Origin of the sequence: Microbacterium sp. LWH3-1.2 (assembly GCF_040675855.1) — a bacterium.
Taxonomy (GTDB): Bacteria; Actinomycetota; Actinomycetes; order Actinomycetales; family Microbacteriaceae; genus Microbacterium.
This window is the reverse complement of sequence record NZ_JBEGIK010000001.1, coordinates 1,664,498-1,687,432: the sequence shown is the minus strand read 5'-3', so window position 1 is coordinate 1,687,432 and position 22,935 is coordinate 1,664,498. Positions and strand designations below refer to the sequence as shown.

The window sequence follows — 22,935 nt, the reverse complement described above, 5'->3', positions numbered from 1 at the left end:
AGGGCTCCTGCGAGACGTCGACGAGCACGTCGTCGCGCAGATCGACGTCTGCCGGAACGACGAACGTCCCCCTCTTCCCGTCGAGCGCGCCCAGGCTCACCAGGTCGACCGCGAGCACAGCGGCGATGCTCGCCGCCAGGGCGACAGCATCCGTCCGCCCGGGCGCCTGCGGCGCGGCTCCGGCTGATCCTCCGCGACGGGCAGCGGAGAGACGACGGTGGCGTTCTCGCCTCCCTCACACGCGCGTGTGCGTCGGGACGGAGAGTTCGCTGATCGTCACATCACGGAACACCGCCCTCGCGCCGCGCGCGAAGAGTCGGATGCCGTCATCTCCGGCGGCCGGGAAGACGCGGTGCGACTGCACGCTCCGGCCGTTGTCCACGAACAGCTCGACGCTCGTGCGATCGACCAGGAGGCGGATCCCCACGCGTCCGCCTGACGGGTCGAGCGGGGCTTGCGTGCGGCCTCGCGTGGGGTTGACGGTCAGCGTCCGGTCCAGATAGGCGTGCGGACCGGACAGGTTGAGCCCGGCGGCGACGAAGCGCGACCCGCCGCGGGCGCGGCACACCTCGAAGCCGATGTCGCCGGTGTGATCGACAGCCTCGGAATCCCACTGGATCTCACAGCTCAGGTCGTACGCGGGCGCGCGGACGTCGAGATCGAGGTCACCGGCGACGTCGACGTCGCCGAGGCGGTGCGTGCGAGTGGTGTACTCCGTCAACGCGGCGGTGGGAGTGGCGGCGAGGGCGTATCCGTCCTGCTCGCGCACCAGCCGGAGGTCCCGGACGATCATGTCGTCGCCGTTGTAGCCGTCGGTCACGAGGGTGGGGGTGTTGTGCGGGTAGTCCCAGAAGTTCGCCCAGCCGATCGCGTGGCGAAGGGACGGGTCTTGCGCACCGGAGCGGTCGTGGTGCGGGTAGGTGACGGCGCCGTAGAAGTCGAAGCCCCAGTCGAGCCAGCGGGGCTCCGGCGCATCGGGAAGGAACCGGCTGCCGTCGAAGGCGCCCGTCCAGTAGGCGTAGGTGGCAGGAAGGCCGCGGTGCTTCGCGTTGGCGCTGACCCCCAGAACCCACTGCGACGATCCGTCGTCGGCGGTCATCTCGAAGATGTCGGGACACTCCAGCAGCCCCAGGTCGCCGCGGGCGAACTGGCCGACCTGCGTCCAGGTCGCGAGGTCGGGCGAGGCGTAGAAGCCGAGGCGGTGGCCCTCGGCGAGGGCCATGAACCACCGGTCGCGGCGGCCGTCCCAGATCACCTTCGGGTCGCGGAACTCGTTGCGGTCCGGGTCGGCCAGCACCGGGTCGTTCCCGCCGGGCCGAAAGGATCGGCCGCCGTCGGTGGAGTACCAGATGAACTGTGCCTGGCCGCCCTCGGGCACCTGGTCGACCCGGGCCTGGGTGACCACGGCGATCACCGCTCCGCGTCCGAACCCGGCGGTGTCGTCCGTGTCGATGACAAGCGATCCCGACCAGCAGTCACCGTTTCCATCGGTGAACTTCTCGATCGCGACACCGTGATCGACGAAGCTCACATGGTCCCGGGTGGTGGCCCGGCGCCACGACGTGCCGATGCCGCCGGCGAGGTAGTCCGCGTTGTACAGGTAGTAGTAGTGGTACTCGCCGTCGACGAAGATCGGCCGCTGCGGGTCGTTCTTCCAATTGTCGGGCACGCTGAAATGAAACTCGGGCCGCATGGTCCGCCCCGTCGGCAGCCCCGGGACGACGGTCACGCGCTGCCTGCCGCGTCGCGTGCGACCGAGTGCATGGACCAGGCACGCAGCCGCGCCGGGACGCCGTCCCCGGACAGGCGGATGCCGAGGGCGTCCGGACGGGTCGGGTACACGCGCGCGGTCAGCGGGACTCCGCCCGCGAACACCTCGAGCGCCGAATGGTCCACGAGGATCCGCACGTCGACGGCCCCGTCGGCGTCCACGGGCACCTCTCCCGCGCGCGGACTAGTGTCGACCACCGGATCCAGGCTCGACCGCGTGCGGTCGAGCGCCAGCTCAGCGCGATCGCCGTGCCGCCTCAGGTGCAGCACCGTACGCTCGGCGTCGTCGTCGGTGGCGCGCAGCGCGATCGTGACGGCGCCGGAGTCGGGAATCGTGAGCCGCAGCTCGAGATCGAGCTCGTCCCCGCGGACGACCTCCAGCGGCTCGGCGCTGAGCACCGACGAGAACGCCACCATCTGCTCGTTGCGCAGCGCGTCGACCTCGGGAGCCGGCGCCTGACGGAGGGATCCGTCCGGCGCCGCCGTCACCACGCGCGGCAGCGACATGACGCCCGACCACCCCGCCGCGACGGCGGCGCTGTCGGGTCGCCCCTCCTGCAGCCAGCCGAACAGGAGGCGCCTGCCCGACTCGTCGCGCATCGACTGCGGCGCGTAGAAGTAGCGTCCGCCCAGATCGAGCCGATGCAGCGCGGCCGGCGTGAAGCGGTCGCCCTCGTACCGGCCGGACCAGTAGAGCGGGTGGTGGGTGACGCCGTCGTCCCACGCCGAGAAGACGAGGATGTCGCGGTGCGCGGCATCCTCCATGCCGATCCGGAACAGGTCGACGCACTCCCACATGGTGCCGGTCCAGTCGGGGTCGCCCGCATCGCCCACCGTGCTGTCGCCGACCACCAGGGGCCCGACATAGGCCCACTCGCGCAGGTCCGTGGACTCGTACAGGAACGCCGTTCCTCCGCGGCCCCGGATGCCGGAGCCGATCAGCTGACGCCAGGTCTCGCCTTCGCGCCACACGCAGTGGTCGCGGAAGGCAGTGACCTCGACAGCCGCCGGGGGCGCCGCGATCACGGGATTCTCGGCGACCTTCGTCCACTCGACCAGATCTGGGGAACCAGTCGCCACGCACGGCAGTTCTTTCTCACCGTGTCGACCGGAGTACACGATCGTGGGGGTGTCGCCGTCGTACACGATCACGCCGGACCAGCATCCGTCGACGTCGGGGCCGTCGCTCGGGGTCAGCGCGATCGGCAGATCGCGCCAGTGCACGAGGTCGGTGCTGACGGCGTGCCCCCAGTGGATGCGGTGGTGCAGCGGCGCGTACGGATTGAACTGGTAGAAGAGGTGGTACTCGCCGTCTCGCTGGGTCAGGCCGTTGGGATCGTTCAGCCATCCCGCCGGCGCGGTGAAATGGTAGGCCGGGCGGTGCGGATCAGCGGCGGCGCGCGCGATCAGCTCGGCCGGGACGAGCGTGGACGTGGATGTCGCGGTCATGCGGCGGGGCTCTCTTCGAGGTCGTCGGACAGTTCCAGGGCGGTGCCGGGCGCGTCGGAGGGTGGAGCGTAGAGCCCGCACCGCACCCAGTGCTCGGGCTGTTCGCTGACGTGATGGAAGACCGGTCTCGCGTCGGAGCACGGCTCGGCGGCGGTGTGGGCCAGCGCGCACCGAGTCGGCGTCAGCACCTGACGGCGGAGGCGAGCGCGTTCGACCGGGTCGAACGGCTCGGTGCGCCGGGGGTCGGGGACTGCCGAGATCAGCAGTCGCGTGTACGGGTGCTGCGGGTTCGCCAGGAGCTCCATCGCGTCACCGCCCTCGACGAACTCGCCCGCGAACATGACGACGATGCGGTCGGCGAGGTAGCGCGCCGAGGCGAGATCGTGCGTGATGTAGAGCATCGAGATGCCCTGCTCCTCGCAGAGCGTGCGCATGAGGTTGAGCACCCCGATCCGTACCGACACGTCGAGCATCGACGTGGGCTCATCGGCCAGGATCAGCCGCGGGTTCACGGCGAGCGCGCGGGCGATGGCGATGCGCTGGCGCTGACCGCCGGAGAGCTCGTGCGGATAGCGTTCGAGCATCTCGGCGGGAAGGCCGACCTTCTGCATCAGTCGCCGCTTGGCCTCGTCCATGGCGGCGCGCCCGGACGCGGCGCCGTGGATGCGCAGCGGACGCTCGAGGAAGTGGCCGACCCGGTGCACCGGGTTCAGCGAGCCGAAGGGGTCTTGGAAGATCATCTGCACCGCCGAGCGGTACTCCCGGGTCGCCCGTCGCTTCGAGGTCGCCATGATGTCTTCGCCCTCGAAGAGGAACGTGCCCGCCGACGGCTGCTCCAGACGCGCCAGGCACCGGGCGAGGGTGGACTTGCCGCTCCCGGACTCGCCGACCAGCGCGACGATCTCGCCGTGCGCGATGTCGAGGTCGACGCCGCCGAGGGCGCGCACCCGCTTGCGGGAGAGCGTCCCGCCGATGGTGAAGGTCTTCTCGAGTCCGCGCGCCGAGAGCACGGGGGTGTCGTGTGCGGTCATGAGATCGTCTCCGTCATGAGGGATGCGCCGTCGCTCGGTGCGACCCAGTGCGTGGGGCCGACCTGTTCGAGGTCGGGGATGTCGCGGAACCGCACGCCTTCGCCCAGCCCCTGCAGTCGTGCCCGGGGACCCGACATGGGCGGGAAGGCGTTCATCAGAGCGCGGGTGTACGGATGCTGCGGCGCGGCGAAGATCTCTCCGGCTCGCGCGGTCTCGACGAAGCGTCCCGCGTACATCACGGCCATGCGGTCCGACAGCTCGACCATGAGCGACATGTCGTGGGTGATGAAGAGGATCGCGAACCCCAGCTCGCGCTGCAGGTCCTTGATCTGCGCCATGATCTCCTGCTGCACCACCACGTCGAGCGCCGTGGTCGGCTCGTCCATGATGAGCAGCGGCGGTCGCAGCGCCGTCGCCATCGCGATGACCACGCGCTGCCGCATCCCGCCCGACAGCTGGTGCGGGTACGATTTCAGCCGCTCGCGGGGGATGCCGACGAGATCGAGCAGCTCGCCCGCGCGTGCCAGTGCGCTCTTGCGCGACGCGCCTTCGTGCGTGGTGAAGATGTCGGCGATCTGGTCCCCGATGGTCATCACGGGGTTGAGGGAGTTCATCGCGCTCTGGAACACCATCGCCACCTGGCGCCAGCGGAAGTCCCGCAGCTGTTCGGCGCTGAGCGCCAGGACATCGGTGCCGGCGAAGCGGATCGAGCCGCCCGAGATGAGCGCGGGGTCGCGCAGCAGCCGCAGGATCGCGTTGGCGATCGTGGACTTGCCGCAGCCGGACTCGCCGGCCAGACCGAACACCTCGCGTTCGGCGATCGAGAACGACACGCGATCGACAGCGCGCACCGTCCGGGCTTCGGTGACGTACTCGACCGACAGGTCGTGGACCTCGAGGAGCGGAGCGGTCATCGTGCCACCTCCTTCCGCGTGCGCGCGGCGACACGCGTCGGCGCGTCGGGGGTGGTCCGGCGGCGCGGCCGACGCAGACGCGGATTCGTCGTCTCGTCGACGCCGTAGTTGACCAGCGCCAGCGCGAAGGCGACGAGCGCGATGCATACGCCGGGAGGCACGAAGACCCACCAGGCGCCCGTCAAGAGGGCGCCGTCATTGCTCGCCCAGTAGAGGTTGGTGCCCCAGCTGACGGTGCTGATGTCGCCGAGCCCGAGGAACTCCAGACCCGCCTGGGCGCCGATGCCGAAGATGACGCACGCGAGGAACGTGCTCATGACGATCGACGCCATGTTGGGCAGCATCTCGCGGAACATGATCCGCACCCCGCCCTCACCGGTGACCTGGGCGGCGGAGACGAAATCCTTGCCGCGGATCGACATCGCCTGCGAGCGCAGCACGCGGGCGGATCCGGCCCAGCCTGTGATGACGAGCACCAGGATGACGGTGCCGAGGCCCTGCGGCAGGAACGCGGCGAGGATGACCAGCAGCGGCAGCCCGGGAAGCAGCAGGAACACGTTGGTCACCAGCGACAGGAGGTTGTCGATCGTGCGGCCGAGGTAGGCCGACGCGAGACCGACGAGGAGGCCGACGAAGGTGGCGGCGATTCCGACCGTGAAGCCGACGAACAGCGACGAGCGCGCGCCCCACACGTTCAGCGCGAAGACGTCCTGTCCCTTCGCGGTCGTGCCGAGCCAGTGCTCGACGGACGGCGGCTGAGAGCCGATGCCCTGGATCAGAGTCGGGTCGCCCGGCGCGATGACCGGGGCGAAGATCGCCATGAGCGCGAAGAGCACCAGGATGACGACGCCCGAGAGGGACTTCCCGTTGCCGAGGAGTCCTCGCAGGAGCCCTCCCCCGCCGCGTCGGCGGCGAGGGGGCGGTGCCGCGACGACCTGACCGTCGGGGGCGGGAGGCGAGCCGAGATCGAGCTCGGCCATGACGCGAGGATCTTGCGCGAGTGACATGTCGCACCCTCCGTTCAGCTCACGCGCACGCGCGGATCGAGGCGCACGTACACGATGTCGACCAGGAAGTTCGCGATCAGCACGGCCGTGGTGATCGTGAGGAAGAGCCCCTGCATGAGGGGGTAGTCGAGGTTCTGCACTGCGGCGAGCAGCGTGTAGCCGACGCCCGGGTAGGCGAAGACGACCTCGGTGAGCAGCGCGCCTCCGACCACGAAGCCGAGCGACATGCCGAATGCCGTCACCGACGGCAGCAGCGCGTTGCGGGCCGCGTACTGCATCATGACGCGGTTCGGGCGCAGACCCTTCGCCTCGGCCATGACGATGTAGTCCTCGGCGTTCGTGGCGATCATCGTGTTGCGCATGCCGAGCATCCAGCCGCCGATCGAGACGAGCACGATCGACGTCGCGGGCAGGATCAGGTGATAGGCGACGTCGCCGACGAAGGCGAGCGAGAACTCGGGCACGGTGCCCACCGCGTACGCGTGCCGCAGCGGGAAGGCCTGGAGCGTGACCCCGAAGAGGTACAGCAGCCCCATCGCGAGCCAGAAGTAGGGGAACGAGCCGATGAAGATCAGCACGGGCGGCACGACGGAGTCGAGGATGCCGCCACGGCGCCAGGCCGCCAGGATGCCGAGCACGTTGCCGATGACGACGGCGACGATCAGCGACACGAAGCCGAGCAGCAGTGTCCAGCCGAGCACGCTCGAGATCACGTCGACCACCGGTGTCGGGAACCGCGAGATCGAGAATCCCAGGTCTCCGGAGAAGATCTGCCCGAGGTAGCGCAGGTACTGCTCCCACAGCGGGGCGTCGCTCAGGCCGAACGACTCGCGCAGCGCTTCGATCTGGTCGGGGCGGATCTGCCCCTGCAGCCGGGCGACCATGCGCGACACCGGGTCTCCCGGCATGAACCGCGGAAGGAAGAAGTTGAGGGTGATCGACACCCAGAACGCGACGAGGTAGAACCCGAGCCGTCGCAGTATGTAGCCCATGATGCGTCTCCACGGTCGTCCTGCTGCGCCGCACCGGCGGCGCAGCAGGACGACGCGATGTGTCAGTCGGCGACGACCGGTTCGAGGCTGGTCAGGATCAGCACGGCGGTGCGCGAACGCACGCCCCCCAGGGGTGCGTACGGGTCGTCCTCCGTCGGCCAGCCCGTGAAGCGCAGGGTGCTGGCGGCGCCGAACTCCGGTCCGGGGAACAGCGTCGCCACCGGGGCCACTTCGGCGAACAGAGCCTGAAGATCGTTCATGATCGACTGCTGCTGGGCCTCGTCGGAGCTCGCGGCGAACTGCGCGAGCAGCGCGTCGGCCTCCGGGGTGCCGTAGCGGTGGTAGTTGTCGAACGACTGCTCACCGACCGGCTTGACCGTCTCGGTCGACATCACGCCGCGGTAGAACTGGTACGGCGTGGGGGCGTTGGCGCTCCACACGATCCCGGAGTCGAAGGTGCCGTTCTCGTACGAGGCGACGACGTCACCCCAGTCCTTCGCCGCGACCGTCACGGTCACGCCCAGCTCGGCGAGGTTCTGCGAGATGACGTTGCCGACCGACACCCAGTCGCTCGAGGTCGAGCCGACCGAGAAATCGAAGACGAACGGCGACCCATCGGGCAGAACGCGCTTGCCATCGGCACCGAGCGTGATGCCTGCGGCATCCAGCAGCTCACCGGCACCCTCGAGGTCGCGCTCGGTCCACGTGCACGAATCGACGACGGCCTCGTCTCGCCACGCATCGTACGAACCCGACAGACCGGTGCAGTCGGCGGGGTGCGTGTAGCCCTGCATGCCGATCTCGGTGACCTGCTCGCGGTCGACGGCCATCGAAAGCGCCTTCCGAACGTTCGCGTCATCGAACGGCGCCTTGGTGGTGTTGAACTGCCAGTTGATCATCGATCCGGTCGTCGGGAACCAGTAGAACCGGTGTTCGGGGTCCTTCGCGACGTACGCCTCGTCGATGTTCGGGATGAACTGAGGAGCCCAGTCGACGTCGCCGTTGGCGGCGGCGAGGTTCGCGCCGTCGTTGCCGGCGAAGGCCAGCATGCGGATGCCCTCGATCTGCTGCTTCTCGGGCTGCCAGTAGTTCGGGTTCTTGCCCAGGTCGAACGACTGCGCCTGGAAGTTGGTGATCTCGGTGTACGGCCCGGTGCCCACGGGCTCTTCGTTGGCGAACTTGGTCGGGTCGTCGACGTCGTTCCAGATGTGCGCGGGAGCGATGACCTGCTGACCGATGTCGAGCAGCGCGGGCGAGAACGGCTCGGTGAAGTCGAACTGCACCGTGAGCGGGTCGACCGCCGTCACGGACTCGATGTAGTCGAACCCGCCGCGCACCTCGCGCTGCAGGTCGAACGAGACCACGACGTCATCGGCGACGAGAGGCTCGCCGTCGGACCACTTCACTCCCTCGCGCAGGTGGTAGGTGATGCCCATGCTGTCGGGCGCAACCTCCCACTCGGTCGCCAGCCACGGGGTGGTCGAGCCGTCGGCGGGGTTGTAGACGAGCATCGATTCGTAGATGGCCACCTGGGTCATCGGGAAGTCGGGGTTCGCGAACGGGTTGAAGTTTCGGTCGAACGTCCCCATGTCCTCACGGGGGATGGTCAACAGCTGCGAGCCATCGAGCGAGTCGGCGGGTTCGCCTCCGCCGGCGCTGCAGCCGGAGAGGGCGAGTGCTGCTGTGGCCGCCAGGGCGGCGGCGATCAGCACCGCTGTGCGGTGAACTGTCATGATGAGGGTGTTCCTTTCTTCTTCGTTGAAGCCGAAGGGGGCTGCGCGTCGGACGAGATGTCCAGTCACACCGATGCGCGTTCGAGGAGCGGGCAGTCGACCGTCACGGTTCCCGTGCCGGTCGACTGACCCGCGATCATGCCGGCGAGGAGTTCCACGCCGAGGGCGCCCATCGTCTCGAAGGGCAGTGCAACCGTCGTCAGACCCGGCCGCAGGTAGCCCGCGATGAGCTCCTGGTTGTCGAATCCGACGACGGCGACATCATGGGGGATGCGCAGACCGCGTTCCTTGATCGCGTCGTACGCTCCCATCGCCATGCGGTCGTTCGCGCAGAAGATGGCGGTGGGCGGGTCGGTGAGATCGAGAAGAGCGGATGCTGCGTCATATCCGCCGTCAGCGGTCGCGTGTCCCGAGATCTCGAGGTTCGCGTCGGCGGCGATGCCGGCTTCCTGCAGCACCTCGTGATAGCCGCTGAGCCGGCCGACGGCGGCGGGGATATCGGGATCCAGATTGATGAACCCGATGCGCCGGTGCCCTGCGGCAAGCAGTCGCTCGGTCGCGCGGCGCCCACCGGTGCGCTCGTCCGGGACCACGGCGGGATAGCGGCCTTCCGCGTCGAAACAGTTGACGAGAACGGTCGGCACCTCGCGCGCGACCTCGGGCAGCTCGACCGCGCGGTGCCAGGTGGCCGCGTAGATGAGGCCCTCGACCCGCTGCTCGAGCAGCCGCTCGATCGCCGCCGTCTCGACGGCCGGATCGGACTCGGTCGACGCGATGAGCAGATACTTCTCGTCGACGAGGGCGCGATCCTGTGCCCCCTTGATAATGTCGACGGCGAAGGGGGCGGTGACGATCTCGGTCACGAGGCCGTACCAGTCGCTCTGCTTCTTCGCGAGCGCGCGGGCGCCCGCGTTGGGGCGGTAGCCCAGCTCGGCCGCGGCGGCGAGCACACGATCACGCGTGTCTTCGGCGATGCTGACCGAGCGCCGGTCGTTGAGCACGAACGAGACGGCAGAGCGCGAGACGCCGGCGTGACGGGCGACGTCCGCCATGGTCACCGCGCGCCTGGTCGTCTCTGACATGTCGTGTCCTTCGTTGGACGCGCGAAGCAACTAACGCGCGTGAGTTGGTGGTGAGAGCGATGCTAACGCGAGTTAGCCACTGTGTGCAAGACCCACTGTGCGCAAGACCCACTGTGCGCAAGACCCGGTGTGCGCAAGACCCAGTGCGCGCAAAACGAAGAGGCCTTCACGGATGCGCATGGCATCCGTCGCGCTCGCCCCTCTGAACCACCGCGTCAGAGCGCGAACTCCGCCATCCACGCGCACCTCGGCTCTGCCACCGCCGCCTCCGGCGCAACGGGCACCGCCACGGTCTCGATCTGCCGCGGCAGCACGCCCGGAATCAGCGGTTCGATCCGGCCCGGCTGCGCGTGCAGCGGCCCGGCGAGCGCCCACCGCTCTCCCACCTGCACCACCGCGAGCGGATGCCCGTCCGCCGTCGCGACGCCGGCCTCGTGTCCCAGCGAAGCAAGCAGCGCGGCGAGGGTCACTTGCACCTCCGCCTCCGACGCCTCGCGCGAGCGCAGCACCGCGTGCGGCGACCGCAGGTCGGTGCGGTCCGACCGCCGTAGCAGCGACCGGAGGTTCGTGCGCAGCGCGACCACCGCCGCGTCGGGCTCACTGTGCTGCTCCGACAACGCCAGAGCGATCGGCCACAGTCGCGGGTCGGCTGCGATGAGCGGAAGGATGCTGCTCAGCAGCCGTTTCCGCTCACCCTGAAACAGTCGCCGCACTCCGCGTGCGTGGCTCAGCACCGAATGAACCTCAGGCAAGTCGCCCAACAGCCGGGCAGCCTCCTCGACGGGTGTGCCCGCCCCCGCGCCCTCCGCAACGTCCGCCACGAGATTCGCGTACCCGAAGTCCCCGTCCCGCGTGTAGAGAAAAACGTCCGCCGCGATCTTGCCGGCCGACCGCGCCGGCAGCACGAGGTCGATCGGCCCGGCCGCCGGCCGCGTCGTGGCGACTGCCCGACCCACCCCGGTGTTGCTCAGCGCGGTCACTCGCGCCTGCGTGTTCGGCGTGCGGTACGTCAGCTCGAGATCCACGAGCGGCGCGAGGGAGAAATCCGCTCGCGCCCCCACGATCTCGGCGAAGCCCTCGGCCGACACGTCCACGCCGCGTGGCCGTGCGTTGATCCCGTCGGGTGACGAGAACCCCGCCGCCCGCGCCCGCCGCCAGAGCGGAGGCAGGTGCTCGCGGCGGTGCTGGGGTTGCAGCATCCGTTCCAGCATCCAGAGCAAGCGACCCGACCCGCGTTCCGGGTGCGGCGAGAGGTGCCACCACGTCAGCCGGCGGGCGAGGTCGCCGGCGACGGCGGGGGCCCAGGTGGAGGCGTCCGCATAGCCGAGTGCGGCCACCCACGCAAGGTATCGAGGCATGTCCTCCGCCGCGCGGCGGAGCTCAGCCATCGACACGCCCACCGGCGGGTTCTCGCGGGTGCGGGCGGGGGCGCGCAGCACGAGCTGCGCGGCCGCCATGCAGACGCGCGCGCCGAACCACTCGCCGGCGCGGGCGACGACGCGCGGCGACCAGCCCCGCGACAGCAGCTGGTCGACGTAGTCGGTGTAGGTGCGCTCGTTGACGGGGCGCTCGCGCAGCGACGCGACGGCGGTCGCGACCGTCTGCAGCACCAGCTCCTCGGCTTCGTCGGCGGTGGCCGGCACCGGCAGCGACTTCAGGGCGAACAGCAACGCGCCCGCCGACTCGACATCGATCATCAGCCGGGAGGTCAGTACGCCGATCGCGGTCGGAGCAAGCCGGCCGTCGACCTCGGTCGCGAACCCGCGGCGCAGCAACTCGTCGACCACTGCATCCAGATCGACGGCCGAGCGGTTCTGCCCGAACGCGAGCGTCTGCTCGAACCACGACTTCGCGGTCTCGCGGTCGACCACCGAGCCGAGCAGCAGCTCCGCGAGCACCGCGTCGCCCAACGCCGCAGTGATGCGACTGTCTGCCGCGTACCCGTCGCTGAGTTTCAGCTTCCACACGCCCTCTTCGGCGCGCGGCACCAGCATGAATCCGAAGCCCTCGGGCTCTTGCCCCGCCCGCCCGGCGCGCCCGAACATCTGCTGGGCCTGGCTCACCTCGAGCGGCGTCATCCCGAGTTCGAGGTCGCGGATGATCACGAACTTCGCGGGCGTGTTCACCCCCGTCGACAGCCCCGACGTGGCGACGAGCACGCGCAGCTGCCGTGAGCGAAACGCGTCCAGCGCACGATTCGCGCGGGGTGCATCACGGAAATGGATGCCGACACCCCGGCGAAAGCACGCCTCCACGAGCGCGTCGAGCTCGACGCCGTGAAACGGCACCCCGGCGGCGCGCGCCGCGGTGCGCAGGACGGCCGCCTTGCTCCCGCAGAACACGACGGCACTGGATGCTGCACCCTCGTCGCCTGGCGCGGTGCCGAGGCCGCCGCCGACCAGGCTCCGCAGGAGCGGCACGACCATCTCGTCCTTCGCGGATTCGTACTGCTCCCGCTTGCCGTGGGTCGGCGCGTCGTACGGCACCAGCTGCGTCGTCAGCACTGTCGGCCTCCAGGCCGAGCGCACGAGGTCGGCGTGGAACCACGCCGCCAGTTCTTCCGCGTTCGACACCGTCGCCGACAGCGCGACGATCCGGGTGCGCCCCTCGGCGACCCGCAGCCGTGCGATGAGCGACTCGAGCGTCGCGCCCCGGGTCGGGTCCCCTACGAGGTGGACTTCGTCGATGATGAGGCATCCGATGCGTCCGATGACGTCCTTCAGCGACGCCCGCCGGTACAGCGCCTCGAACTTCTCAGTGGTCGCCACCCACAGCTGCGCCTGCCGCACCGCGTCGCTCGACATGTTCGTCTCGCCGGTCAGTTCGATGGTGCGGATGCCGTGCGCGTTCCACCGCCGCGCGATCTCAGCGACTTCGGCGGCGAGCGCCCGGGCGGGCAGCAGCCACACCGCCGGCTTGCCGTCCGACACGATGGACCGCAGCGCCGCGACCTCGCCGATCAGCGTCTTGCCGGAGCTCGTCGGCGCGACGACCATCACGTGCCCGCTCGTCGACAGCACCGCCGGCACCGCCTTCGATTGCAGCGGGTTCAGCCGATCGAACCTGTCGAGGTACTTCTGCAGGGCGGGTGGGATGAGAGTGGATGCTGCGCTCCAGGCCTCGTCGCCGTGTGCGACCGCGTTCGCATTGTCGATGAGCGAGGTGAAGCCGGCCTCGACGGCGTCGACCATCGCGGGATCGGTGTGCAGGAACCCGGAGTTCTGGTTGCGGGCGATCTCGGCGGCCGTGAAGTTCATGGAGTGCGTGATCGCGACGTCGTCGGAGAGGACCTCCTTCTCGTGGATGTACCGGACCGGGATGAGAGCGACGTCGGCGCTTCGGAGTTCGCGGACCACAGCGTCGTTCGACCCCTCGGGTCTCAGGAGAACTTTGACGTCGACGCCCCGCCGGTGGGCCGCGAGCAGCGCGTCGAGCAGGCCCCTCGCCACGGGCGAAGCATCCCACCACGGCACCTTGACCCACACGCGAGTGCGGGCGCCGGCGATGGCACCGGTCAGCGCCACCAGCAGGTCGGCACCCTCGCCATAGTTCGACAGCCGTCGAGGCTCCCCCGCCGGCTTCACGTGCTCCCCCATGTCCGGGCCAGCGTACCGGTGCGGGCGGACACCCCTGCCCGATGTTCGTTCGTTGAGCGAGCGAGGAGCGAGCGGGTCGAAACATCCCACCCCCGCTCGTTGAGCGAGCGAGGAGCGAGCGAGTCGAAACGCCTCGAGCCGACGCGCAACCCGCGGATGCAGCTCACAGAGCGATGGGAGGCTGCGCGTCGGGCGCCTCGGGCAGGCCCGACGCGAGGATGCGCTCGACCATCGCGTACGCACGATCCGAAAGCGTGTCTCCAGGGAAGAACTCCTCGAAGAGCGTCTCAGCCTCTCCGACGGTGCCGATACCGCACGCCGCCAGGAGTTGACGAATGTCGTCGGTGTCTCTACCCGGCCGGCTCGCCTTGAGCTTCATCGCAAGCAGGGCGTCCACGGGCGCGACCTCGATCGTCACGAGGTCGTCCGAGTAGATCGTCTCCCATCGGATCTCACGGCCGAACCAGGGCACGAGCCCGCTCGCCTTGAAATTGAGCCAGTCCTGCTGCCAGCCGCGGCGCCCAGCGACGCGCTCAGCCGCTGCGAGCACCGAAGCCTCATCGCCGGGTCGAACATCCACGGCGTCGAGATCGGCCGTCGTGCGACGGTCGAAGTGCCGCAGAACGAGCGCTCCCCCGCCGACCACCCGAAGCCCGACCGGCTGCCCTGCGGCGTAGAGTTCGGCAACCAGGTCCCGAAGGCCGGCAATGAGGCCGGCCCGGTCGAGCAGAATCACACGCTCTCCAGGCTGTCGGCCCAGACGAGGACGCCGTGGTCAAGAAACTCGGGTGGCGCGTCCGCCCGCGTCGGCACTGGGTCTGCTTCGTCGACGACCAGCGGCCGCGCACGCGCGAGGCGGCGCTCCGGCTCCGCGACCCACTCGGGAAGCGGTACACGCTGTTCGTTGAGTCGGTAGGCCACGAGCGCGGCAATCGCCGCATCCCAGGTGCGTGAGCCGGTGAGCTCCGGCGTCGCGACCGCGAGAACACCGCGAAGAAGCCCCCGCTCGGCAACGAGGTTGTCGTTGAGCTGCACGAAGTAGCGGAACGCAAGCTGCAGCTGATCCTGCTCAAGGGCATCACCGATGGCGGCCGCGATCGTCGCAACATCGTCACGCGTCGTCGGTGCCGCATACAGGCGATAGCCGGCGCTGCTCAGGAGCCGACTCGCGGTGCCGAAACGCGGATCTTCGTGTCCGCGCTCGGCGAGCGCAACGCGACTCTGCGAGAGGCCCGCACGCGCGGCGAGATCACGCTGAGTGAGCTTGCGGGAGCGGCGAGCCGATCGCACGGCAGTACTGATCGTCGTCATGTCACCCACCTTTCACCATTGCATGACTCGGTTTACCTAATCATACGCTCTGTTTTCCATACCGTCCTTCTTCGCGTCGTCGAGCGAGGGAGTAACGAGCGAGTCGAAACGCCCCCAACCTCCGAGCAACCTCGTCCTGCGACAACCCATCCGTTTCCCCACCTGCCCCGAACAACCCTCACAGCACGGCAGATCGCCGCTGGGAAAGAGAGGTCTCTCATGGGCTCGTCACCGAATCGCATCGTCGCCACGGTCTTCGGCGCCGTCTACCTCCTCGTCGGCCTCCTCGGGTTCTTCGTCACCGGCCCCATCAGCTTCATCGCCACCGAGGGCGGGCTGCTCCTGGGCGTCTTCGAGGTCAACCCGCTGCACAACGTCGCGCACCTGCTCATCGGGGCGGCGCTGCTGATCGCCGGCATCGCCGGTGCGCGTCCGGCCAAGATCGTGAACATCACGGTCGGCGCCGCGTACCTTCTGCTGGGTGTCGTCGGCTTCTTCCTCGTCGGCACGCCGGCGAACATCCTCGCGCTCAACGCACCCGACCACTTCCTCCACCTCGCGAGCGCCATCGTGCTGCTCGGCGTCGGACTGGCCGCCGAGCGCTCCTCGCAGGTCGCGACGGCGTGACCATGGTTCAGGAGTCCACGACGGGGCGTGTCCGCCGCGCCCCGTCGTGGGTGCCGGTCGCCTCGTGGGGCTTCGGGCTCGTCGCCGTCGCGCTCGGCGCCGCGGCGATCGTCGCCGTGCAGGCCGACACGCTCTCGCGGGTTATCGGGGGGCTGTTGGTGGCGATCGGATTGGGGGTGCTGGGGTGGGGTACCGCGAGTCTCTCCCTCAACCGGACGCCGACCCCGCGCGCTGCCGTCGCCGGCATGTTCCTCGCGATAGGCGCTGCAGTAGCGCTGCTCGCGACCGCGCCGGGGCGCGCGAGCATCCTGGCGGTGGCACTGCTGCTGGGGCTCGGCGTCACCGTGGCGTGCGGGATCGTGCACGGCACGCGGCATCCGTCTCCTCGGCCGAGTCTGTGGGGCTTGGTCGGCGCAGCGGCGATGGTCACGATCGCCGTGGTGCCCGCGCTCGGCGTCTGCCAGAGCGCCGCGCTCCTCGACGCCGACGGCACCGTGCTCCCCGTCATCACCCACGACGGACACTGACGGATGCCTCGGCCACCGCTCGCCGAGCGGCTCGGGCCGCGTCGCATTCTGTCATCGCGCGACACGCTCCGACATTCCCAGGCGACCCGTGCGGGCGGCGTCTAGCGTGGAGTCATCGCGGCGATCCGGGCGGTCCCGGGCTCCGGTTCATACCCGGTAGCGTTGCGGGTTCGACTCCCGCCGTCGCGTCCACTTCGAAGGGCCGCGATCCCAGTGTTCACAAGGGATCGCGGCCCTTCACGTGTAGCGCGAAAGTGGTCTTGCCCACATTTTGCCCACACCCCTCTGGCACCTGTTCTCGCCGCTGGCCATAGATCAACGACGTCCTGGAAGAAGACGTGGGACTTCGCTCACCACAGCGGTGGCCCGCTGCCCAATCGCCGCACGGTGCAATCCCCTAGGCGAGATCCGCGGATAGGGGGTTCGGCCGTGCCCGGAATGCGATCTGATGAGGACAGGCCCTGACGCCCGATCCACGGCTGAGCGTCACCGAGAAAGGCATGAGACATGAGCGAGTATCTGGCCCACTGGAAAGAGGGGGCGAGCAAGGCGGCCATCGTCGCCTTCGTCGAGGAGGTCGTCTCTTCCAACGTGCCCGCAGAGGAGCGTGTCGCCGTCTTCGACGCCGACGGCACCCTTTGGTGCGAGCAGCCGGTACCTGCTGAGGCCGAGTTCATCCTTTCCCGGCTGGCCGAGATGGCCGAGTCCGACGCCACCCTGCGCGATCGCCAGCCGTGGAAGGCGGCGTATGAGCACGACAACGCGTGGCTCGGCAGGGTCATCACCGATCACTACGCCGGCGACGACACCGGGGCGAAGATCCTGCTCGGCGGCATCGGCGACGCGTTCGCGGGTATGGACGTCGAGGAGTTCCAGTCCCGGTCGGGCACGTTCCTGCGGGGCACCACACACCCCACCCTGAACCGAGCGCTCAGCAGCCTCACCTACGTGCCCATGCTCGAACTGCTGCGCTACCTCGAGGCCAACGGCTTCGAGACCCTTATTGTGTCCGGCAGCGGGTCTGACTTCATGCGCCCGATCAGCTCCGAGGCATTCGGCATCCCGTCCGGGCGTGTCGTCGGCACGCTCTCGCCACTGACGTACACGGACGCAGACGGCGGTCGGGTCGCCCGGAAGACTCAATTCGGCTTCCTCGACGACGGCCCGCAGAAGCCCATCCAGATCTGGAACCGATTCGGGCGGCGCCCTCTCGTAGCCGGCGGCAACTCGAATGGCGACATCCCAATGCTGCAGTACAGGCCGCACGCCGGTCGGCCGTCGCTGCGGATTCTCCTGCAGCACGACGATGCCGACCGGGAGTTCGCGTACACCAGCGGCGCCGAACGCGCGCTCAACACGGCATCCGAGAACGGCTGGACCGTGGTCAGCATGAAGAACGACTTCGCCACAATCTTCTGACACATGGAGCTTCGGAGCGGAAGGTCGATATGACTCTTGGTCGGCGGCTGATGGACGTCATCGGAATCGACGGCAAGATCACCTGATGTGGACTGAAGCGCTCCGCGCGCTGGTCTGCATGGCGCCGATGAGGGTCTGAGCAGCGCTCGGTCAGTCCGTTTCCGCGTGGTGTGGGCAGGGCGCCACAACACCGCCCGTCAGATCCAAGCCGAGGCCGAGTGCTCCCGCATCTGCGTCTAGGGCTCCGCGTCCCATTGACTCAGCGAGATGATCTCCAGCCCCAGTTCCTGCGCGCTCTCGAGAATCCCTGCCAGGTGCGATTGGTCGCGCACCCGCCCGGATAGGACCGTAGTCCCCGATTCACGTGTGATGTGCATCCCATCGAAGAGGCTCGCGTACTGGTCACCCAGTTCGCCCCGCAGAATCAGCCGATAGCCGATCGGCGGCGTGTGCGCACGCATCATCACAGCGTCCGACCCCGCGTCGTCGGTCAGCTTCGTTCGAGGAGATTCTCCTCCGGGTGAGGTCGGCTCAGCCATCACTGTCTCCATTCTGTGCAGGGGGCGCCGACGCCGTTCCGTCGGGTGAAGGTCGCTCTTGCTGGCGCTTGGCCACCCCCAGGTGCACCGCCCTCGTGAGAACGCGAACCCCGAGCCCGAGAAGGATGATGTTGAGGATCATCTGTGCCATCACCGCGATAAGCGCGACCTGGCTGACCGCCGCGATGTCGCCGAATCCGACGGTGCTGACGACAGTGAGGGTGAAGTGAAGCGCGTCCGTCCGCGTGAGCGGATCGCTGAAGCTGCGGGGATCGGCCCCGGCCACGACGTAATAGGAGGCGGCGAACAGACTCAGGAACAGCGCACCGAACCCCGCAAGAGACTCGATCGCGCGCACGGCCGGATGCGGAGATTCCATCACTGCCTTGATCTGCCACACGGCGACCAACCCGCATGACCTCGAGCGCGAGTCGCGCCCCTCGGGCAGCGACGCTCCGGACGCTCGAGTCGTAATCAGTCGACATGAGCGAGATTCTCCGCGGCGGACGAACTGGGCCGGCGCCGAGCCAGCGGAGTCCGCTTTGCTTCGGCCCCGTCGGGAGTCTGACGGGAGTACCAGCGGTGGTACACGGCTACGAGCGGCTGCGCCGTCAGGCCGTGAACGAACACGCTGATCCCGACCGTCACGACCACCGTGGTCAACAGGACCGTCGCGTCGGGCACCCCCCGTTCGAGGGCAAGAAGTGCGAAGACGATGGAGGCCAGCCCCCGGGGGCCGAACCATCCGATGAATGCCACGGTCGGCCAACGGGCGCCGGTTCGGATCATGGCCACGGCGACTGGAAGCATCCGAACCACCGTCAGGCTGAGCAGGGCGTAGATGACCACTTGCCAGGTGATCTGCGGGAAGACCATGATGACGGCGAGCGCACCGAATGCCATCCACGTGGCTGCCGCGAGAATGCTGCCGGCTTCGGACGTGAAGTACGTGGCGCCGACACCGCGCTCACGTGAGAACCACCCGAACGCCATGCCGCCGACGAAGGCGGCGATGAATCCGCTGCCGCCGAGGGTAACGGCGATCGCGTAGGCGCCCAGTGCGATGGCGAGGGTGAAGATCTGCCGCCATTGCGGCTGGAGCCAACCACGGTCCCCGGTGAAGCGGAGCAGGAACCCGCCGATCGCCCCCATGCCGATGCCCGCCAGCAGTCCCCAGCCGATCTGCGCGGCGATGTTGGCGATCACCGCGGAGGGTACCCCGCCGGCAAGGGTGGCCATCGACACGTCGACTGCCACCAAGAAGAACGGAACGGCGACGCCGTCGTTCAGGCCGCTCTCCACGTCAAGGGCTTGCCGAACGCGATCGGGCACAGCGGGGTCGTCCACCACCCGTTGACCCAGGGCAGCGTCGGTCGAGCACAGCATCGTGGAAAGGAGGAATGCGCTGGCTATCGAAAGACCGGGGAACAGGAGGATTCCCACACCAAGTCCCGCGATCAGCGTCAACGGCAGGCCGATCAGCAGAAGCCTGCTCGGCCATCCGAGGCTTCGGCGCAGTTGCCGCAGGTCGATCCGCGCGGCATCCGTGAAGAGGAGGAAGACCAGGGCGACCTCGGTGACCCGTTCCACAACCCCGGTGTCGAGGTCGGGCAGCAGCACTCCCGGGCCGAGCACGCCGACGACGAGTCCGGCCACAACAAAAGCCATGGCCGACGTGGCGCCGCGTTTGTCAAGGGGCCGCGAGACGGCGCTGTACAGGATCAGCACGACGGCCACGAGTAGCAGTGCGATCACGGCGTTCTCGATTCTGATCATCCACTTGGGTACGACGTCGTTCACGTCGCTCCCCCGGCACGGGGGATGTGGGGTTGGTATGACGTTGCCAGTGGCCTCAGGGGTCTGCATCCCCTTCCCCGAGAACCCCCTAGGTGTGATGTCCAGGGACGTTGTTCCGGGGACGCGTCTCTGAGGTGCTGACGGCGAAGGCCTCCCCGGTGTGAAGTGGAGCTGTTCAAGGAACCGCTTCACGAGCCAAGGGAGGCCTTCGTGTCTCACGTTAACGCTGCTCTGACTCCGCGCGCACGACTGAGGATGGCGCGGTTGATCGTTGATGATGGGTGGCCGGTCCAGCCGGCCGCGATGATGTTCATGGTGTCGCCGGTCACGGCTCGGAAATGGGCGGCCAGATACCGCGCCGAAGGCGCGCCCGGAATGATCGACCGCTCCAGCCGACCCCGCTCCATGCCGACCAAGACACCGCGGGAAGTGGTGAAACGGATCGTCCGGGTGCGGTGGCGGCGTCGGCTGGGACCGGCGCAGATCGCCGGCGAGCTGGGTATGCCTGCGTCAACCGTGCACGCTGTCTTGACACGGTGTCGGATCAACCGGCTCTCCCGAATCGACCGTGTCACCGGGGAACCGATCCGCCGCTACGAGCACGACCATCCCGGCGCGCTGATCCACGTCGATGTGACGAAGTTCGGCCGGATCCCAGACGGTGGCGGGCATCGCTTCGTCGGCCGTCAGCAAGGACTGAAGCACCGCGCTGTCACCTCCGACCGTGAAGGCACCCGCAACGCCCGCTACCAACCACACCTTGGAATCGGGTATCTGCACACCGTCGTCGATGACCATTCCCGCGTCGCCTACGTCGAGATGCACACCGATGAACGCAAGGACACAGCGGTCGGCGTCCTGCAACGGGCGGTCGCCTGGTTCGCCGACCAGGGCGTCACGGTCGAGCGAGTGCTCTCGGACAACGGCTCGGCCTACAAGTCATTCGCCTGGCGGGACGCCTGCGTCGAGCTCGGGATCGTGCACAAGCGCACCCGGCCCTACCGGCCTCAGACAAACGGCAAAATCGAGCGTTTCCATCGCACCCTCGCCGACGGCTGGGCATACGCGAGGTTCTACAGCTCAGAAACCGAACGCCGAGCCGCCCTGCCCGGATGGCTGCACTTCTACAATCACCACAGGCGACACTCCGCAATCGGCGGGCCGCCGATCAGCAGGCTCAACAACCTGCCTGGACATCACACCTAGGTGAAGTTCCATTCGCGGCCCGGGGCCTGGGGCGGGAGCATTTCTTCCGGCTCGACCCGTGTCGGCCCGCGCTTTGGGGGGATATCCTTCCGTTGACCGCCCTAAGGGGAGCGGTCCCACGACGTCCCATTGGGCGTTGTCGCCTCGCGAACGGAGATCGGCGTGCGTCAACCTTCCGGGTTCGCACATGAGGAGGCCGCTGTCTTCACCGAGCGGGTGCTGGTGGAGACGAAGCTGCAGGTGCCTCCCGTCCGAGACCAAGTCCTTGTCCGTGACCGGTTGGTGGATCGCCTGAACTCTGGCGCAGGAATGGGCCTGACCCTCGTGGCGTGCCCCGCCGGGTTCGGAAAGACCAGTCTGTTGGCGGCCTGGCACCGTCGTGAGTCGCAGCGGAGACCGATGGCTGGTACGGGGTGGAGGGCGCCGACTGGGCGCATCCGGGCGGGCGGGACAGCTCGATCGACGGACTCGGCGATCACCCGGTCGTGCACATCAGCTGGAACGATTCGGTGGCGTACTGCGCTTGGGCGGGCCGCCGTCTGCCGACCGAAGCCGAGTGGGAACGCGCCGCCCGCGGTGGAGTCCAGGGGGCAAAGTACCCGTGGGGAGATGAGGGAGTTGATGAAGGCGGATGGCGCGCCAACATCTTCCAGGGCAGATTCCCCACCCACAACACCATCGAGGACGGGTGGCTCACGACCGCGCCCACGCGCACGTTCGAGCCGAACGGCTTCGGCCTCTGGCAGGCCGTCGGAAACGTCTGGGAATGGTGCTCGGACTGGTTCGACCCCGGCTACTACGCCTCCTCCCCGATCATGAACCCCCGGGGACCCGCGCACGGCACCCGACGTGTCATGCGCGGCGGCAGCTACCTCTGCCACACCTCCTACTGCAACTGCTACCGCAACTCCGCCCGCTCCCAGAACACGCCGGACTCGTCGATGGGTAACGGCGGATTCCGTACTGTCGCACACTCTTCACGCGAGAGCACGCCCGCATGAACACCGCCGGCTCCATCGTCACGCGGCGCTCGCCATCGGCGCCGTCGTCATCATGATCGCTCCCCAGCGCAGTCCCGTGTATGAGGCGAGATACACCAGCGTCGAGTACTCGCCCGATGCGCTCGCGAGTCGCTCGATCTCCTCGTGGCTGAGGTAGCGGTGAGCTTTGGGGTGCTTGCGGGGCAGGTTGTCGACGCCGCGCGCCGGGTTATGCGGGATGCGGCGGTCCTTGACCGCGATATCGAGGACGGATGCCAGCACCCCGTGTGCTCGGATGACGACCGTGGCGCTCTTCGGCCGCGCGGCCTGCCCGCGCGTGCGGATGTGATCCCGCCGGTTCGTCTTCGCCGTCCCGGCGGCCAGCTGCGACACCCATGTGCGTACGTCGCTGTGTGAGATCGCGGACACCTGGGTGGTACCCCAGCGAGGCACGACGTAGACGCGCCAGGCGTCGTCGATCGCTCGGTAGCTCGACGGCTTCAGATTCTGAGTACGCGCACTTGCCGCAGCCGACTCGGCGAGGATGTGCCGGCTACCCTTCCTCCTCCCGCATGAGGATGTCGAGGAAGCGTTGATTGATGAAAAGCCGGTCCCGGCCCGCCTTCACATCGCGCAAGACGCCAAGAGCAACGAGTTCGTTGAGCCACTTTGTGGCCGTTGGTCGCGACACCGCGCACTGCTTGATCACGTCCGCAATGCGCGAGTATGGCTGCTCGAAGAGGACATCGAGCAGGTCCGAGTTCGCGCCTGCGCTCGTCCCGCGTAGCTGCTCACGGACCGCCGCCTGCAGCGCTTGGATCGCGTCGATTTTCGCAAGAGTCGTGATCGCAGTCGCCTCGACTGCGGCCAGCATGAAGAGCACCCACTGCTCCCACGCGGCATCCGTGGTCACGTCGAGCAGCAAGCGGTAGTAGTCGTCCTTGTGGGCGATGAT

Annotated in this window: 20 protein-coding genes, 1 tRNA gene and 1 pseudogene; 6 read left to right on the top strand and 16 right to left on the bottom strand. The window is 68.5% G+C overall.

The features are described from left to right. Nucleotides 1–235: 235 nt before the first annotated feature. The 11 genes from MRBLWH3_RS07820 to MRBLWH3_RS07770 all read right to left on the bottom strand — a co-directional run bounded on the left by MRBLWH3_RS07820 (nt 236) and on the right by MRBLWH3_RS07770 (nt 14,885). Nucleotides 236–1,669: a glycoside hydrolase family 32 protein gene (locus tag MRBLWH3_RS07820; RefSeq protein WP_363430256.1), complete on the bottom strand. Its 1,434-nt coding sequence runs from the start codon at nt 1,667–1,669 to the stop codon at nt 236–238. A 56-nt stretch (nt 1,670–1,725) separates the two neighbouring features. After that, on the bottom strand, nt 1,726–3,219 hold the full coding sequence (locus MRBLWH3_RS07815) for a glycoside hydrolase family 32 protein (protein WP_363430254.1): 1,494 nt from the start codon (nt 3,217–3,219) through the stop codon (nt 1,726–1,728). Further along, nucleotides 3,216–4,250, bottom strand: a complete 1,035-nt coding sequence (locus tag MRBLWH3_RS07810; protein WP_363430252.1) for an ATP-binding cassette domain-containing protein — start codon at nt 4,248–4,250, stop codon at nt 3,216–3,218. Before MRBLWH3_RS07810 ends, MRBLWH3_RS07815 begins: the two co-directional genes overlap by 4 nt. After that, entirely contained in the window at nt 4,247–5,164 is a 918-nt protein-coding gene (locus MRBLWH3_RS07805) for an ABC transporter ATP-binding protein (RefSeq protein WP_363430250.1), read from the bottom strand. Before MRBLWH3_RS07805 ends, MRBLWH3_RS07810 begins: the two co-directional genes overlap by 4 nt. Then, complete coding sequence (locus MRBLWH3_RS07800) at nt 5,161–6,144, bottom strand: ABC transporter permease (protein WP_363430248.1); 984 nt, start codon at nt 6,142–6,144, stop codon at nt 5,161–5,163. The genes MRBLWH3_RS07805 and MRBLWH3_RS07800 overlap by 4 nt, the downstream gene beginning before the upstream one ends. Before the next feature lie 41 nt (nt 6,145–6,185). Beyond that, nucleotides 6,186–7,163 carry an ABC transporter permease gene (locus tag MRBLWH3_RS07795; protein ID WP_363430246.1) on the bottom strand — a complete coding sequence of 326 codons (978 nt, stop codon included), beginning with the start codon at nt 7,161–7,163 and terminating at the stop codon, nt 6,186–6,188. Nucleotides 7,164–7,225: 62 nt separating this feature from the next. Then, nucleotides 7,226–8,896, bottom strand: coding sequence for an ABC transporter substrate-binding protein (locus tag MRBLWH3_RS07790; RefSeq protein WP_363430244.1), 1,671 nt, complete (start codon nt 8,894–8,896; stop codon nt 7,226–7,228). 65 nt (nt 8,897–8,961) lie between these two features. Further along, the gene (locus tag MRBLWH3_RS07785; protein ID WP_363430242.1) at nt 8,962–9,978 is read right to left on the bottom strand and encodes a LacI family DNA-binding transcriptional regulator; all 1,017 of its coding nucleotides are present in this window, start codon (nt 9,976–9,978) and stop codon (nt 8,962–8,964) included. Between the two features lie 215 nt (nt 9,979–10,193). Continuing rightward, complete coding sequence (locus MRBLWH3_RS07780) at nt 10,194–13,574, bottom strand: DEAD/DEAH box helicase (protein WP_363430240.1); 3,381 nt, start codon at nt 13,572–13,574, stop codon at nt 10,194–10,196. Between the two features lie 163 nt (nt 13,575–13,737). Next, entirely contained in the window at nt 13,738–14,310 is a 573-nt protein-coding gene (locus tag MRBLWH3_RS07775; protein WP_363430238.1) for a hypothetical protein, read from the bottom strand. After that, nucleotides 14,307–14,885: a helix-turn-helix domain-containing protein gene (locus MRBLWH3_RS07770; protein ID WP_363435374.1), complete on the bottom strand. Its 579-nt coding sequence runs from the start codon at nt 14,883–14,885 to the stop codon at nt 14,307–14,309. The genes MRBLWH3_RS07775 and MRBLWH3_RS07770 overlap by 4 nt, the downstream gene beginning before the upstream one ends. A gap of 219 nt (nt 14,886–15,104) precedes the next feature. Between MRBLWH3_RS07770 and MRBLWH3_RS07765 the strand changes: the two genes are divergently transcribed. The 4 genes from MRBLWH3_RS07765 (at nt 15,105) to MRBLWH3_RS07750 (ending at nt 17,458) form a co-directional block, all read left to right on the top strand. After that, complete coding sequence (locus tag MRBLWH3_RS07765) at nt 15,105–15,512, top strand: DUF4383 domain-containing protein (protein ID WP_363430236.1); 408 nt, start codon at nt 15,105–15,107, stop codon at nt 15,510–15,512. Beyond that, on the top strand, nt 15,509–16,039 hold the full coding sequence (locus MRBLWH3_RS07760) for a hypothetical protein (RefSeq protein ID WP_363430234.1): 531 nt from the start codon (nt 15,509–15,511) through the stop codon (nt 16,037–16,039). The genes MRBLWH3_RS07765 and MRBLWH3_RS07760 overlap by 4 nt, the downstream gene beginning before the upstream one ends. Before the next feature lie 116 nt (nt 16,040–16,155). Beyond that, nucleotides 16,156–16,231: transfer RNA gene (locus MRBLWH3_RS07755), tRNA-Met, on the top strand. 315 nt (nt 16,232–16,546) lie between these two features. Beyond that, nucleotides 16,547–17,458: an HAD family hydrolase gene (locus tag MRBLWH3_RS07750; protein WP_363430232.1), complete on the top strand. Its 912-nt coding sequence runs from the start codon at nt 16,547–16,549 to the stop codon at nt 17,456–17,458. A gap of 236 nt (nt 17,459–17,694) precedes the next feature. Here the strand turns inward: MRBLWH3_RS07750 and MRBLWH3_RS07745 are convergent, their stop codons facing one another. The 3 genes from MRBLWH3_RS07745 to MRBLWH3_RS07735 all read right to left on the bottom strand — a co-directional run bounded on the left by MRBLWH3_RS07745 (nt 17,695) and on the right by MRBLWH3_RS07735 (nt 19,773). Further along, nucleotides 17,695–17,997, bottom strand: a complete 303-nt coding sequence (locus MRBLWH3_RS07745; RefSeq protein ID WP_363430230.1) for a hypothetical protein — start codon at nt 17,995–17,997, stop codon at nt 17,695–17,697. Next, nucleotides 17,990–18,376 (bottom strand): potassium channel family protein, encoded by a 387-nt coding sequence (locus MRBLWH3_RS07740; protein ID WP_363430228.1) that lies wholly within the window; start codon nt 18,374–18,376, stop codon nt 17,990–17,992. Before MRBLWH3_RS07740 ends, MRBLWH3_RS07745 begins: the two co-directional genes overlap by 8 nt. A gap of 95 nt (nt 18,377–18,471) precedes the next feature. Further along, nucleotides 18,472–19,773, bottom strand: coding sequence for a cation:proton antiporter (locus MRBLWH3_RS07735; RefSeq protein ID WP_363430226.1), 1,302 nt, complete (start codon nt 19,771–19,773; stop codon nt 18,472–18,474). Between the two features lie 231 nt (nt 19,774–20,004). On the opposite strand from MRBLWH3_RS07735, the gene MRBLWH3_RS07730 reads away from it, so the two are divergent. Beyond that, the gene (locus MRBLWH3_RS07730; RefSeq protein WP_363435371.1) at nt 20,005–21,000 is read left to right on the top strand and encodes an IS481 family transposase; all 996 of its coding nucleotides are present in this window, start codon (nt 20,005–20,007) and stop codon (nt 20,998–21,000) included. Nucleotides 21,001–21,395: 395 nt separating this feature from the next. Continuing rightward, nucleotides 21,396–22,001 (top strand): annotated as a pseudogene (locus MRBLWH3_RS07725) (SUMF1/EgtB/PvdO family nonheme iron enzyme); the annotation flags it as partial. A gap of 18 nt (nt 22,002–22,019) precedes the next feature. On the opposite strand, the gene MRBLWH3_RS07720 reads toward MRBLWH3_RS07725, so the two are convergent. Both MRBLWH3_RS07720 and MRBLWH3_RS07715 read right to left on the bottom strand, forming a co-directional pair. Next, nucleotides 22,020–22,409, bottom strand: coding sequence for a hypothetical protein (locus tag MRBLWH3_RS07720; RefSeq protein ID WP_363430224.1), 390 nt, complete (start codon nt 22,407–22,409; stop codon nt 22,020–22,022). A gap of 124 nt (nt 22,410–22,533) precedes the next feature. Beyond that, nucleotides 22,534–22,854: a hypothetical protein gene (locus MRBLWH3_RS07715; protein ID WP_363435368.1), complete on the bottom strand. Its 321-nt coding sequence runs from the start codon at nt 22,852–22,854 to the stop codon at nt 22,534–22,536. Between the last annotated feature and the right edge of the window lie 81 nt (nt 22,855–22,935).

Coding starts and splice junctions, on each gene's coding strand:
- MRBLWH3_RS07815 (WP_363430254.1), bottom strand. CDS start 3,219: ATGACCGCGACATCCACGTCCACGCTCGTCCCGGCCGAGCTGATCGCG.
- MRBLWH3_RS07810 (WP_363430252.1), bottom strand. CDS start 4,250: ATGACCGCACACGACACCCCCGTGCTCTCGGCGCGCGGACTCGAGAAG.
- MRBLWH3_RS07805 (WP_363430250.1), bottom strand. CDS start 5,164: ATGACCGCTCCGCTCCTCGAGGTCCACGACCTGTCGGTCGAGTACGTC.
- MRBLWH3_RS07800 (WP_363430248.1), bottom strand. CDS start 6,144: ATGGCCGAGCTCGATCTCGGCTCGCCTCCCGCCCCCGACGGTCAGGTC.
- MRBLWH3_RS07795 (WP_363430246.1), bottom strand. CDS start 7,163: ATGGGCTACATACTGCGACGGCTCGGGTTCTACCTCGTCGCGTTCTGG.
- MRBLWH3_RS07790 (WP_363430244.1), bottom strand. CDS start 8,896: ATGACAGTTCACCGCACAGCGGTGCTGATCGCCGCCGCCCTGGCGGCC.
- MRBLWH3_RS07785 (WP_363430242.1), bottom strand. CDS start 9,978: ATGTCAGAGACGACCAGGCGCGCGGTGACCATGGCGGACGTCGCCCGT.
- MRBLWH3_RS07780 (WP_363430240.1), bottom strand. CDS start 13,574: ATGGGGGAGCACGTGAAGCCGGCGGGGGAGCCTCGACGGCTGTCGAAC.
- MRBLWH3_RS07770 (WP_363435374.1), bottom strand. CDS start 14,885: ATGACGACGATCAGTACTGCCGTGCGATCGGCTCGCCGCTCCCGCAAG.
- MRBLWH3_RS07765 (WP_363430236.1), top strand. CDS start 15,105: ATGGGCTCGTCACCGAATCGCATCGTCGCCACGGTCTTCGGCGCCGTC.
- MRBLWH3_RS07750 (WP_363430232.1), top strand. CDS start 16,547: ATGAGCGAGTATCTGGCCCACTGGAAAGAGGGGGCGAGCAAGGCGGCC.
- MRBLWH3_RS07745 (WP_363430230.1), bottom strand. CDS start 17,997: ATGGCTGAGCCGACCTCACCCGGAGGAGAATCTCCTCGAACGAAGCTG.
- MRBLWH3_RS07740 (WP_363430228.1), bottom strand. CDS start 18,376: ATGGAATCTCCGCATCCGGCCGTGCGCGCGATCGAGTCTCTTGCGGGG.
- MRBLWH3_RS07735 (WP_363430226.1), bottom strand. CDS start 19,773: ATGATCAGAATCGAGAACGCCGTGATCGCACTGCTACTCGTGGCCGTC.
- MRBLWH3_RS07715 (WP_363435368.1), bottom strand. CDS start 22,854: ATGCTGGCCGCAGTCGAGGCGACTGCGATCACGACTCTTGCGAAAATC.